Source organism: Nostoc sp. (genome assembly GCF_036917135.1).
Classification (GTDB): Bacteria; Cyanobacteriota; Cyanobacteriia; order Cyanobacteriales; family Nostocaceae; genus Nostoc.
The window spans coordinates 135,344-148,912 of sequence record NZ_JBALEA010000091.1 but is presented as its reverse complement, the minus strand read 5'-3'; the positions used below and the strand labels follow the sequence as shown (position 1 = coordinate 148,912).

Below are 13,569 nucleotides of genomic sequence, written 5' to 3'. Positions count from 1 at the left end.
AGACCCACGCTACAAGTGAACAGAGGAAATGGAACATGGAACGTTGTGATTGTCATTGGTCATTAGTCCTTTGCAAATGACTAATGACTAATGACAGTTATTTCTTAGCCGCCAAATATTCGTTTGCGGCTTTCTCAACACCTGTACCCTTGAAGAAGTCTTGATTGAGACTGGTGTACAACTCCAAAGGATGGATTGAGAGGAAGTAGCGGAGGTCTTCTTCGGTAATGATTTCGTGTTCTGCCATTGAGTAGGCGTTGGCAGTAACGGCGGTGATATCTGGCACATCCCAGTGACCGGAATCGGAACCTAAGAAGGCTTTAACTCTGTCGCCAAAGGGATTAGCTGCACGATTAAAGGCTTGGCTTACACGGGTATCGTCTGATTCTGTACCGAAGTAGAAATGATTCAAGAAGCGATCGCGCACATCTTCTGGTTTTTCAATTCCTGCTAGTTCAAATTCGTCGAGTTCGCCCGGATTTTCTGGAGCCAATAGTTGATGGTGGAATCCTAAACCGTCACCAATTTTATCTAAGCGTCCATCTACCAGTTCGCCACCGTAACGAGTATATAACTCTACGAGTGCTTCTTTGTCGATAATAGCAGGGTTGTTATTTGATAACAAGTGTTGTTTGTTGCGGGTTTCCCAGTGCCAAATAATATCAGCGTATAGACTAGCACCCCAAGCTGAACCACCTTCTAAGAAGGCAAACTTTAATTGTGGGAAGCGCCGAGTAACTCCACCAAAGAACAGCGATTTGCATAATGCTTCGGCTGCAAAGGCAAAGTGATTAATGTGATTGTACTGGGCGTTGGTGACAGATCGCTGAGTTGTCCAACCTTGGCTAGAAGCGTGAGTTGTCGGTACAACTTTTAATTCTACGCACTTAGCCCAAAATGGATCGTAATCATACTGGCTATCTAAGCCAAAGTTATCAATCCAAACCACTTCGTTAGCGACTTCTTTGCCATACTTCTCAAAGGCAGGAATTGGACGACGAACATAACCGGGGATTTGAATCGCTTTGAGTCCGAGAACATTCACTGCATATTCCAACTCTTCAATCCCTTCTTCGGGAGTATGCAGGGGAATTGCCGCAATGGGTGTTAAGCGATCGCTATAAGGGCGGAAAATATCAGCATGGTAGGTGTTAACTGCCCGACAAACAGCCCGCCGCATTTCTTCGTTACCGATATTCGGCGCCATCGTTGCCAAGTTGGGGTACACCACGGCAAAGTCTGTACCTGCTTCTTCCAAGCGTTCATGCAGCAACTTGGGTAAGCTAATGGTAGCCAAATTCAAAGTATTTTTTGTGGGACGACCCCACCAGTTAGGGCGATTTGTGCGATAAGCAAAACGTTCTTCCCAACTTTGCTTGTACCACTTAAAACGTGAAGATCCTGGTAAATTCTCTTTGAAACGTTCAACAAGTGCAGTTCCACCAACTTGTTCTAAATAATCCAAGACTGCTGGTTCAAATTCTTGGGTATGTACATCGGTGTCAATAATTGGATAACCAAGTTTTTCTCGAATTTGAGCAGACCTAGTTTTTTGTGGGCGGTCTAGAGCGATCGTCATGATAGTCTCCTAATTTGAGTCATAAGTGGTGAGTAAAGATGCGATTAATTGCGTCTGTACAAGAGTATTGAGTTATGAATTACGCATTACTTGCTCGTGGAAAGTAGAAATCTGTTGCATAAAAAAGAGTGAGCCGAGAATACAGAAACTCGCACCAAGGATGATACTATTGACAGCACCGATGCGGCTTGCCAGTGCGCCAGCGATCAAGTTACCTATAGGTACTGCGCCTGTAGATGCCATAACGTAAAGACCGGTGATTTGACTACGATTTTCATCGCTCACCAACAACTGAAGTAGAGTTCGTCCAGCAATTATCTGCAAAATAAAGCCGAAACCAGCAGCCAACAGTGAGAGGAACGAAAGCCAGAACACACGAGATAGAGCAAAGACAATCAGACTCACTCCCATAAAAGCTATGCCCAGTACCAAAACTTTACCTAATCCATTTACATTTCCTTGCCTAGTTAAATAGATACCACCGGCTAGGGTTCCTAAACTAGAAGCTGTCATCAAGAAACCAAAGGTGTTAGGCCCGCCTTGTAAAGTCTCCTTGGCAAAAATCGGCCCCAAAGCTAAGTAAAATCCCCAGACGCAGCAGACTAAAAACGAACCAATCAAGATAGAGCGAATTGGCAAAAACCCTATGGCGTAGTTAAAGCTAGTTCTCAATTCTTCTAGAGGTTTACGTGTGGAAATCACAGCTTTTTTGGGATCGAGCCTTATTGCTAAAAGAGCAATAATTACAGCAATGTAACTGATACTATCGACAAGGAAACACAACCCTGAACCTACAGCCGCAATTAACAAACCTGCGATCGCTGGCCCTAACATACTTGTGACACTCACAAGAGAAGAGTACAACGCAAACGCATTACCAAGATTTTCCTTACTGACTGTTTCTGGTAGAAAGGCTTGTCGAGTTGGAATATCGAAGGCGTTGATTATCCCCTGCAATACACCAAGAAACGCAATGTACCAGATGTTTATCGTACCGCTTAGGGCTAGCCACGTTAGAGCTAAAGACCGCAGCATTCCCATAATTTGAGCGACAAGGAGAATGTGGTGACGCTTGGAGCGATCGGCGATAATTCCACCCAGAGGAATTAAAAGCAATGTGGGAATTTGGCTAGCAAAACCTACTACACCCAATAACAAAGCAGAATCAGTAAGGCGATATACCAGCCAGCTAGTAGCTACCTGAGTCATTGACGTACCAATTAGAGAAATTGCTTGACCTGTGTAGAACAACTTGAAATTTCTAGAATCAAAAGCACGGAGTATGACTTGTGATTTTTTGGTAGTCGCCATATATCATCCCTTTGTTAGTCCCTCAGTTTCTTCCCTCTACTCCTTGCTTGCCAAAAATTCATCTGCTGTTTTTTCAACAGTCGTACCTTTAAAGAAGTCACGATTCAGGCTGGTATACAACTCCAAGGGATGAATTGACAGGAAGTATTGCAAATCTTCTTCGGTGATAATCTTGCGTTCTACCATTGAATAGGTATTAGCAGCGATCGCAGTAATATCAGGTACGTCCCAGTGACCAGAATCGGAACCCAAGAATGCTTTAACACGTTGGCTTTGCCCGCCGCAGGCATCGCCATAAGGGTTAGCTTTCCGGTTAAAGGCTTGAGCTACACGGGTATCATCTGATTCTGTGCCGAAGTAGAAGTGATTCAAAAAGCGATCGCGGATATCCTCTGGCTTGGTAACTCCTGCAACGGCGAATTCATCCAAATCTCCTGGTTCTAGGGGAGATAATAACTCAGCGTGGAAACCTAAACCACTACCTAGCTGATCCAAACGGCCATGTACTAATTCGCCACCGTAACGGGTATAGAGTTCTAGCAGTTCTTCGCGATCGATATTGGCGGGATTGTTGTTTTCCACCAAATGGTCTTTATTGCGAGTATCCCAGTGCCAAATTAAATCGGTGTACAAACTAGCACCCCAAGCTGCACCTCCTTCTAAGAAAGCAAACTTGAGTGTGGGGAAGCGGTGAGTTACGCCACCAAAGAATAAAGATTTACATAATGCTTCCGCAGCCGATGCAAAGTGACCAATATGGTTGTATTGGTAATTGCTAATGGAACGCCGATTGATCCAGCCCATACCGGAAGAGTGGGTGGTGGGTACAACTTTCAGTTCTACGCACTTAGCCCAGAAAGGATCGTAATCATATTTGCTATCCAAGCCAAAGGTGTCAATCCAAATGGCTTCGTTAGCTACTTCTTCGCCATACTTCTCGAAGGCGGGAATCGGGCGGCGAATGTGTCCGGGGATTTGAATTGCTTTGAGTCCCAGCACTTTCACTGCATATTCCAATTCTTCAATCGCCTCTTCGGGCGTATTCATTGGAATAGCAGCAATGGGTGTTAAGCGATCGCTATAAGGGCGGAAAATATCAGCGTGGTAAGTATTAGTTGCCCGACAAACAGCCCGCCGCATCTCTTCATTGCCGATGTGTGGTGCCATCGTTGCCAAGTTGGGGTACACAACAGCAAAGTCTGTACCAGCTTCTTGCAAGCGTTCGTGCAACAACTTTGGCAAACTAACAGTGGCTAAATTTAGGGGATCGTTAGTGGGACGAGTCCAGAAGGGAGGGCGGGCGGTGCGGTAAGTGCGGCGTTCATCCCAAGATTGCTTGAACCATTTAGAGCGAGATGCACCGGGTAAGTGTTCTTGAAAACGCTCTGCGATCCCAGTTCCTGCAACTTGCTCTAAATAGTCCAAGAATGCTGGGGGAAACTCTTGGGTATGTACATCCGTATCAATGATCGGATAACCCAGTTTTTCCCGAATTTCAGCAGACTTGGTTTTTTGTGGACGGTCTAGTGCAATAGTCATCGCATTTTACCTGAATTTTCAAATGGATTAAACAATTTTGGATTTTGGATTTTGGATTCATTCCACAGATACTTGCTCTGTACCATCAAGGAATTATTGGTTAGGAGGGAACTAGGAAGCCTTTGAACCTGGAAGTTGAGCCTTTGAGCATGGAAGTTGCACCTTTGAAAGACTTAATTAACACGACGTGCGACTTAATATTCTGACCTCTCTCCAAACCTCTCTCCCAGTGTGGGAGAGGAATGGAAGCGGGGTTCTAAGGATAAGCTGCACATCGCGTTACTATTTAATCTGCTTGAGAATTTGGAATGTTTGATCGGCTTTTGCTTTTGAAGTGCGTTTATGTCCCCAACCAATGTTTTCACGGTAACTACCCAGTAGCCCAACTTCTATTAATTCTGCCTCGTTGACTAAAGTCGTCATATCACTCTCTGGTGCAACATAAAGAGCATCAACTGGACAATACAATTCGCACATATAACAGGTTTGACAGTCACTCTGTCGGGCAATGGTTGGCGGCGCATCTGGCACACGGTCAAACACGTTGGTTGGACAAATATTCACGCAGATATTACATTCTATGCACCGCGACTCGCTGACCAACTCAATCACACTGCTGCTCCTATTTTGGATTGTGACTTTTCTTTAGTATGTAAAGGCAGACTCTTCACCCAAACCTGATCTAATCCGCCACTAATCAAGTGATGTTGCTGGTTAGCATCAAGTTCTGGATAGTCTAGATGTCTGTGCATACCACGAGTTTCTTTACGTTCAATGGCACTGCTGTACATCCACCGTGCTGTAGCTACCATCGCCGCCGCTTCTCGCGCCCTGGGAAGCTCTTTTTCTGATGTTACCTGGCTACTGCGGAGTTCTTGCCAAAGATGATTTAACCTAGCCAAAGACTCGGTTAAACCTTGTTGTGTACGGAAATAGTTCTTTTCGTAGGGAAATACTTCAGCTTGGACTGCCTGAATCACTTCATCAGTTGCTAAGGAGCGATCGCCCCCACACTGTAATCCTACCTCCCCAACTCCCAAAACTAGTCGTCTCTGTTCTCCCAAGCTGCGGCTATATTCAGCAGCCGATTTCCCCGACCAATAGCCAGAAGATATTGCCCAAGCAGCATTGTGACTACCACCGCCAGTAAATCCGCCACAAATTAGTTCCCGTGTCGCTGCATCTCCAGCCGCATAGAGTCCCCGTACAGAACTAGCACAACTCTCATCGACAATCCGAATTCCTCCAGTACCGCGCACAGTTCCCTCTAAACGCAGAGTCACCGGGAAACGTTGAGTAAATGGATCAATGCCTGCACGGTCAAAGGGTAAAAAGAAGTTGGGCTGTGCTAAACGCATAGATGCCCGCATCGATTCTGCCGCTTTGTCGATGATGGCGTAAACTGGCTGTTGCAGCAATGTCTCGGCAATTACTGAACGTCTATGAGAACTTGCCCCCGGAATTACAGTACCGTCTTCGTAGGTGAAAGTTGCCCAATTATAAAACAGGGTTTTGGTAACTGAAGAAAAGGCGGGGGAGATGCCGTAAGCATTAGAAAATTCCATACCGGACATCTCAGCACCAGCTTCTGCCGCCATTAAATAACCATCCCCTGTCAGGACGTTGCATCCTAACGCTTTACTGAGAAACGCACAGCCGCCTGTTGCGATAATTGTGGATTGCGATCGCACTATCCATTTCTCACCAGTTTGACGGTTCACACCTGTTGCCCCAGCAACAGCACCATCGTCATCTACCAGTAATTCTAAGGCGGGGCTGTTGTCTAAAATTCTTACTCCTGCCCGTTGAATTTGCCGCCGCATCAGCCGCATATATTCCGGCCCTTGGAGCGATCGCCGATAGGGTTTACCTTCATCGTCGGTAGGGAAGGGATAACCCCACTCTGCTAACTGATTGACGTTTGCATAGGTCTGATCCAGTACTCGATCCATCCAATTGCGATCGGATAAAAACCCACCTAAAGATTCCCGACTCGCCTTTGCTGTTTCTCGTGCTTCTGGATCGGGTGGCACATACCACACACCATTTCCAGATGCAGCAGCGCATCCAGTCGTACCACAATATCCTTTGTCTACCAAGACAACTCTCGCTCCACTTGATGCAGCACTCCAAGCTGCCCAAGTTCCAGCCGGGCCACCTCCAATCACCAGCACATCTGCTTCTAAATCGAGTTCAAAATCAGTTGTTAACGTCTTCAGCATCTACAATTTCCCCCATCGATATTTTCAGGTAGCGTCTAGTTTTGCGTAAGCCCTAAAGTCTTCACCCCACCGATGCTGCACACTACAATAAATCTGCCTGCCAACTTACTAGTCGCCTTAACTTACGGCTCCTTAACGAAGCTTGCCAGTAGATTAGCTCCTGAAAAACTACTTTATCTTTATCAGATAACCGTAGTTTGATATAACACAGCTTTTCACAGTTTCCAACAAAAAGCAAGCACTTTCACAAACAAATTCAAACGTAAATTTATGTCAAGTAAACTGGAATATCTTTCAAAAGCGCTTGCTTTTTTCACAATTTCATGGGATATAGATGTACCTGCTGCGATCCGGCCTAGTCATCGGTAGTAACTTAGTAAACAGCACTGTGGCTGGAGCCGGAACTTTAGCAAATACTTATGGTGCAGAAGCGTTTTATCGGATTAATCCATCTGTAGCATTAAATGGATGGGTCGGTTATATGCTTGGTTTGCAGTGAGCGCTTGGGCGCTCAAATTAAGGACTAAAGTCCTTACTACGAACTTATTCACCCATCAAAATTGTCTCGTTCCCAGTCTCCGACTGGGAATGCCGTCTTAGAGGCTGCCGCCTCCCTTGCTGGCGCAGAGTCGCCACGAGCAGCATTTCCAGCCAGAGGTGAAAAAGGCAGGGAAGTGTCAAAGGTTAAAACCTAAATACAGTACGAACCCAAGCAAATAAACTATCAGGATTGCTGGAATTAGAATCCGGTGCAGTAATCCAGATCAAACCTGGCGTAACCTCAATATGATCTCCGATTTTATATTGGTAGAATGCCTCAACGTGTAGGGAAAGGTCTTTGTCTGCTTGTCCCGCACCTGCTCCCAAATCTACACCCTTACTAAGACTGATGAGTTTCGGCTCCATACCAACTAAAAACCCTCCTAAAGCACCTTGACTAAAAAGATCCGGGAATGCCAGTCCTACCGCCCAATCCATAGCTTCACCATCTCCATACCCCAAATAGCGGTGTGCGCCATAACTTACCCACCCATTAATTGCCAACTTGGGATTAACTTGATAGAACGCCTGTAGACCATAAAGGTTGCCCACAGTTCCCGCTCCAGCCACGGTGCTGTTTACCAGGTTACTCCCGACTGCTGGACCGAAATTTGTTCCACTAAAACCTAGAGTATTTGGTGGACTATAGGTATTAACGTAAGTTGCAGCCACCCGAAAATTCCGATTAGAAGAGTAGTATATTAACTGTGCTAAAGCTAAATACCTGCCTTTAAACAAGCCATTATTAGCTCCGGGATTGTTACCGTTTGGTGCGCTGTACGCTATCCCGAATTGAAGCTGTTTACCTAATCCCTGAAGTATGGCAATACCGGGTCCGCTATCTCCATAGTTATAGACCAAAGACCGTCGTGAAAATCGTGAAATCCCATTCGCACCTGTCGCAGAAGACGATTCAAAATATGGGTTGATGGGACCAGAAAGACCGATCTCACTAGCTCCATCAGACAGGGGATAAATGTTGACTTGGGTATTTGGATAAGGTAGAAACCGATAGCGGATACCACTGACAATAACCACATTGGGTGCAAAAGTAATACTGGAGTTATCAGCACTTCTCCCCTCATAAGTTCCTAAATATCCAGCTCTTGTTTGTCCCAATGATCCAATATTTCCACCTCCTATTGTTATACCTAGTGAATCTTTACCGTTAAAACTGGTGTTTAACCTTAAAGAAGCTAAACCTTGAAGTGTGACATTGCGAGGTGCTGGTGTCTTAGTAACGACGTTATTGCCCGCCAGAAGTTCGCTAGCAACAATCTGCGCTCGACCAATAAGTTGGGTTGTGGTGGTAAACTGAGTTGCTTCTAACTTTGCAGTTCGCGTTTCCAAGCTATCTACGCGTCCCCGAAGTTGAGCGAGTTCTGGAGAAAATTGTTCTTGTAGTTTTTTGATGGTATCTAAGTCTTCTCCTTTGACTAAATCTGTCGTTGAAGTCCCTATTAGTTCATTGAGGCGATCTAAAGCTGCACTCAACCCAGCTGCAAATTCATAGCGTGTTAGGGAACGATCGCCTTTAAATGTGCCATCTGTATATCCAGCAATTGCACCGTAGCGCTCAACTAGAGACTGTAATGCTTGAAATGCCCAGTCTGTCGGCTTAACATCTGATAGTTGCGATACAGATGTCACTTGTCCGGCAGAATTATTTGGAGCTTTTTTATTAGTTGGCAGCTTAACATCTGATAATTGCGAGACGGATGTTACTTGATCTGGGAGATCATTAGTAGCCTTTTTACGAGTTACTGGTGCAATTGAAGTTTCTACTGTTTGATTGACAACTGCTTCGGGAGCTTTGTTCACTTCTACTTCCAGAGTAGATACGTTAGATTTAGGCAGTTCAGCCTGACTTTTAGCTGGGTAAAAAACCAGGATAGCTAGAATATCTAGCAACGAAAGCAGTAATAGGATCGATCTATAATTCCAGCAAAAATTTGACATGACTCCTTAACTCCTCAACCTTAAAGATGAATCAATTAACCCTAATTTGGGCAGAAAACCAGCATTAATTCTTAATCAAATATTTCTGCTAAACCATTAGAGAGTTATGCTGTACAAAGTTGATCAATGGCTACTGACATTGACTAAAACTTGATTTAGATTCAAGTTATTATTTGCCAATTAACATTAGCTGAAAACACTAATTTGTAATCAGCTATATTTTGACAGCATCAATTTTTTAGCTAAACCCGATAAGCCGATAGATTTACCGGATTTTATGTAGAATCATCTTTGCATAGAGCTTGGTACAATGCAAGACCCAGTACTTTTTTATGAGTGGAAAATATGTCAAAATTCTTGGCTAAGTCAACTAAACCAACTGCGATCGCGTAGCGTACCGTAGGTAATCGCCGCAGATAGTCAGATTTTAGACAATTTCCACGGTAAGTAGAACAAAAGATTGCCGAAGTCAGAACATCGTTTTAATAAGTTGCAATTATGAAAAATTCATCCTAGATTCGACCCGTAGGGAGGTGTGGGATAAATTTTTGTTCAAGATAATTTATCTAGCTGATCAGAATTATTCGTTGAGTTGGAGGATTTGTAATAGAAACCACCCACCTCAGCCAAAGTATAGAGTGGCCTGGCTTTAACTTCTTCGTAAATGCGCCCTATATATTCGCCTAAGATACCAACACTGACTAACTGCACAGATCCGAGAAAGAAAATTGCCATCAAAATAATCGTAAACCCGGTTAAAGGCGAATGGGGAACAAAAAGCCGCCAATATAAGACTAATAAAGCCATGAAGATGGCCGCCGCCGCCGCTACTAAGCCTAAGTAGGTTGATAATCGCAGTGGCACAATTGAAAAGGACACTAGACCATTTATGGCAAGTGCCAAGGATTTGCTGAAAGTGTATTTAACTTCCCCAGCAAAGCGCTGATCGCGCTCGAACCGAATTGATGTTTGCTGAAAGCCAACCCAAGAACGCAAACCACGAATATAGCGGGCGCGTTCTGGCATAGAATTGAGAATATCTACGATCTGCCGATCCATTAAACAAAAATCACCCGTATCAGTTGGAATCTCTACATCTGCAAGCTTCTTGAGGAGGCGATAAAAGAAGTAGGCAGTAAAACGCTTAAACCATCCTTCCTTAAGGCGTTGAGTGCGTTGAGCGTAGACGACCTGATAGCCCTGTCGCCATTTTTCAACCATATCAGGGATTAGTTCTGGAGGATCTTGTAAGTCAGCATCAAGGATGATGATAACTTGACCCCGGACAAAATTGAGACCAGCAGTAACTGCAATTTGGTGTCCAAAGTTACGAGCAAAACTCAGATAGCAAATGCGCGGATCTTTTTGATGGAGGTCTCGTAGTAGTTGTAAGGAGCGATCGCGGCTACCATCATTGATTAAAATTAATTCAACAAGACCATCCATCCGATTCATAACTATATTGAGTCTGCGGTATAGTTCAGGAATAATTTCTTCTTCGTTATAAATTGGAACAATGAATGAATACTTTGGTATCATCTATGAGTCCTGTTTAATTTTTGAACAGCCAAGCTAACAGACTGGTTGTAATCATAAAGGTTTGGTTCTCAGTATATATAGCAACACTCAAGTCAGATTGCGATAACTTTATTTATTCTTCGGGTTGATTTCATCTGAAGAGTCTGATTTTTTAAGGCTTTCTACAGCTTTTTTCAGAAAAGTCAGACGATGCCGATACCAAGTAGACCCCCCTATCAGGATTCCAGTTAAACCTAATGCGAGTACTAGCGGCAACAAATCACCTGTCTTAACTGCTTTTAAACCAGAACTACCTAGTAGTACAAAAGGTAAGACACTAGGAACAGTACCAAGTGTTGTACCTAGAACATAATCTTTAAAGCTGATCGAAGTCAGTCCAGCCACAAAGTTGACCAAGCCATAAGGCATAATCGGTACGAGTCTAATGGCAAACATATAAAAAAGCCCACCACGACGTACCTCAACATCCATAGCTTGCCAGCGTCCTGCTAGTCGTTTTGTAACTGTTTGGCGTCCAATACTCCGAGTAAAAACAAAGGCAATTATTGCCGCAATCACTGCTGCAACACTAGTCCAGACAGTACCCAGCCAAGGGCCAAAAATTGCACCTCCAGTCAAATTCAGCACCGTTGACGGCAAAACTAACATAGTTGCCACAACGTACAAACCAATATAAATAATCGGTGCCCAGATCCCAAAGGATTTCAGCAAAGCTTGAATTTGTGCTGGTTCAATGCCGCCAAGAAGATATACTGCTATACCAGTTGCAATTATGCAACCCAGTATGAGTATTAAAATACCAGCTTTCAAGTTCCACACTAGAACTCTACCCCTACTTTTTTTGTAACAAAACTCATCTTTCTCAAATTTGCCCTTTCTTTAATTAATTATTTAAAAGTTTACTTCTGGAAACTAAGTAGGTGGGCGTAAATAAAGTTAACTCATGTTCGCGTAGCGTCTCGTAGAGAAGCGCCTACGTCATTGGTAAGGGTTTTAGGCGTGTTTACTTTTAGTAACATAGTTTGGTTTATTCCCACCTATCGACTTAGTACAGCACGGCGTAAATAAACCACCCATTGCAAATCAATGAAACGCTTACGCTGTAAACCTAGTTTGAATTTGGAATTTGAAATTTGGAATTCTGCCCTGCGGTACTAGTGGTCTATTTCATTAATCATTAATATTGTATTAAATAGTCTTAGCCATCAGCGATCATAACCTCTATCGAAGCACAGACCAAGAAACCGCAAGCTAGAAAGGCTTTTTTTGATGAAACCGGAAGCTGACACTTAAGTAGGTAGGCACAATTAAACCGAACTACGTAAACTTATGTAAAGCACCAGAAACGCTTTGAATGTAAGCTTTTAAGCGATTTACATTTCTTAATCTAGTTGTGTTTTTTAGCGCCCACCTACTTACTACGTCAGCAAATGTGTGGGTAATTAACATAAAACTTGTATTCTTCACGACAGCCATTGTGACAGCAAAAATGTCATGATTACCACGATTATCCACGAAAGAGTCAATTTTTTGGGCAGTTATTCTTGATGAATCGTTAATCTATAACTGGCGGTTTAAAAAATTTGCTGTAAAATACTGATTACAATCTACGGTAATTGTGTCGATTTATAGTAGATTAAGCCCTCATACCTTGACAAAAATGCAAATTCTCTGGTTTATTCCTACTGGATCTCATGACGGACGCTATTTAGGTACAGATATTGGCTCTCGTGTTGTCACACCTGATTATTTGCAGCAAATTGCCCAAGCTGTGGATAGTTTAGGCTACACGGGCGCATTGTTACCCACAGGGAGTTCTTGTGAAGATGCTTGGATTACCGCCGCCGCTTTCATATCTGTCACCAAGCAAATGAAGTTTCTCGTGGCAATTCGTCCAGGAATTACTTCTCCAGGTGCTGCTGCACGGATGGCGGCAACATTTGACCGGATTTCTAAAGGAAGATTGTTGATTAATGTAGTAACAGGTGGCGATCCGGTGCAACTGGCTGGAGATGGCTTACATCTTAGTCATGACGATCGCTATGATTTAACCGATGAATTTCTTACAGTTTGGCGGGGTATCGTCAGTGGGGAAACAGTTGATTTTCAGGGAAAGTACCTGGATATTAAAGGCGGTAAGCTTTTATTCCCACCAGTTCAAAAACCCTATCCACCTTTGTGGTTTGGTGGCTCATCTGCTGCTGCCAAGCGGGTTGCTGCTAAACACATTGATGTTTACCTGACTTGGGGAGAACCACCACAGCAAGTTGCCGAAAAGATTGCCCAAGTTCGGCAACTGGCGGCGGAACTTGGTAGAACAGTACGTTTTGGGATTCGGTTGCATGTCATTGTGCGAGAAACCGAGTCTGCTGCTTGGGATGCAGCCAATGAGCTAATTAAGTATGTGGATGAGGATGCGATGCCTTCGGCGAGCTTCGCTAACGCAAAAGCTCAGAAAGACTTAGCTAATTCTGATTCTGAAGGACAGCACCGCATGAGTCAACTACATGGTGGTAGTAGAGAAACCTTAGAGATTAGCCCCAACCTGTGGACAGGAATTGGATTAGTGCGGGGTGGTGCTGGTACAGCCCTAGTTGGAGATCCCGACACCGTTGCCGCTAGGATGCTGGAATATCAAGAACTGGGCATAGAAACATTCGTTTTCTCTGGATATCCTCACTTAGAAGAAGCGTATCGCACTGCTGAATTATTATTTCCACGCCTACCTTTACAGAGCGAACCTACACCTTTAACGCCACCAATATTGAGTTCTGTTAGCGAAATTGTCGTCAATGAAAAGTTTGCTAAACAACTAACAAGTGCTTCATGACCGAAACACAAAAGTGTACAAGCCCCTAAATTTATTTATGGGGATTGTAA

General features: G+C 43.9%; 11 protein-coding genes. 3 read left to right on the top strand and 8 right to left on the bottom strand.

Annotation, left to right across the window (positions count from 1 at the left end):
• Positions 1 to 97: 97 nt before the first annotated feature.
• The 5 genes from V7K50_RS29460 to V7K50_RS29440 form a co-directional block, all read right to left on the bottom strand.
• Positions 98 to 1,579 carry an amidohydrolase family protein gene (locus V7K50_RS29460; protein ID WP_334966361.1) on the bottom strand — a complete coding sequence of 494 codons (1,482 nt, stop codon included), beginning with the start codon at positions 1,577 to 1,579 and terminating at the stop codon, positions 98 to 100.
• A gap of 72 nt (positions 1,580 to 1,651) precedes the next feature.
• On the bottom strand, positions 1,652 to 2,890 hold the full coding sequence (locus V7K50_RS29455) for an MFS transporter (RefSeq protein WP_334966359.1): 1,239 nt from the start codon (positions 2,888 to 2,890) through the stop codon (positions 1,652 to 1,654).
• A gap of 36 nt (positions 2,891 to 2,926) precedes the next feature.
• The gene (locus V7K50_RS29450) at positions 2,927 to 4,429 is read right to left on the bottom strand and encodes an amidohydrolase family protein (protein WP_334966357.1); all 1,503 of its coding nucleotides are present in this window, start codon (positions 4,427 to 4,429) and stop codon (positions 2,927 to 2,929) included.
• Positions 4,430 to 4,711: 282 nt separating this feature from the next.
• A complete protein-coding gene (locus V7K50_RS29445) occupies positions 4,712 to 5,041 on the bottom strand; it encodes a 4Fe-4S binding protein (protein WP_334966355.1) in 330 nt (109 codons plus the stop codon).
• Positions 5,038 to 6,651, bottom strand: a complete 1,614-nt coding sequence (locus V7K50_RS29440; protein WP_334966353.1) for an FAD-binding protein — start codon at positions 6,649 to 6,651, stop codon at positions 5,038 to 5,040. Before V7K50_RS29440 ends, V7K50_RS29445 begins: the two co-directional genes overlap by 4 nt.
• Positions 6,652 to 6,985: 334 nt before the next feature.
• Here V7K50_RS29440 and V7K50_RS29435 point away from each other — a divergent pair, with 334 nt between their 5' ends.
• Together V7K50_RS29435 and V7K50_RS29430 are read left to right on the top strand one after the other, a co-directional pair.
• Positions 6,986 to 7,150 carry a hypothetical protein gene (locus tag V7K50_RS29435; RefSeq protein ID WP_334966352.1) on the top strand — a complete coding sequence of 55 codons (165 nt, stop codon included), beginning with the start codon at positions 6,986 to 6,988 and terminating at the stop codon, positions 7,148 to 7,150.
• A gap of 61 nt (positions 7,151 to 7,211) precedes the next feature.
• Positions 7,212 to 7,346 (top strand): hypothetical protein, encoded by a 135-nt coding sequence (locus V7K50_RS29430; protein ID WP_334966350.1) that lies wholly within the window; start codon positions 7,212 to 7,214, stop codon positions 7,344 to 7,346.
• On the opposite strand, the gene V7K50_RS29425 is transcribed toward V7K50_RS29430, so the two are convergent.
• The 3 genes from V7K50_RS29425 to V7K50_RS29415 all read right to left on the bottom strand — a co-directional run bounded on the left by V7K50_RS29425 (position 7,336) and on the right by V7K50_RS29415 (position 11,508).
• Positions 7,336 to 9,150: an iron uptake porin gene (locus V7K50_RS29425; protein WP_334966348.1), complete on the bottom strand. Its 1,815-nt coding sequence runs from the start codon at positions 9,148 to 9,150 to the stop codon at positions 7,336 to 7,338. The genes V7K50_RS29430 and V7K50_RS29425 overlap by 11 nt on opposite strands.
• Positions 9,151 to 9,702: 552 nt before the next feature.
• The gene (locus V7K50_RS29420) at positions 9,703 to 10,689 is read right to left on the bottom strand and encodes a glycosyltransferase family 2 protein (RefSeq protein WP_334966346.1); all 987 of its coding nucleotides are present in this window, start codon (positions 10,687 to 10,689) and stop codon (positions 9,703 to 9,705) included.
• Between the two features lie 108 nt (positions 10,690 to 10,797).
• Positions 10,798 to 11,508: a TVP38/TMEM64 family protein gene (locus tag V7K50_RS29415; protein WP_334966344.1), complete on the bottom strand. Its 711-nt coding sequence runs from the start codon at positions 11,506 to 11,508 to the stop codon at positions 10,798 to 10,800.
• Between the two features lie 841 nt (positions 11,509 to 12,349).
• Between V7K50_RS29415 and ssuD the strand changes: the two genes are divergently transcribed.
• The gene (gene ssuD / locus V7K50_RS29410; RefSeq protein ID WP_334966606.1) at positions 12,350 to 13,519 is read left to right on the top strand and encodes an FMNH2-dependent alkanesulfonate monooxygenase; all 1,170 of its coding nucleotides are present in this window, start codon (positions 12,350 to 12,352) and stop codon (positions 13,517 to 13,519) included.
• Positions 13,520 to 13,569: the final 50 nt, after the last annotated feature.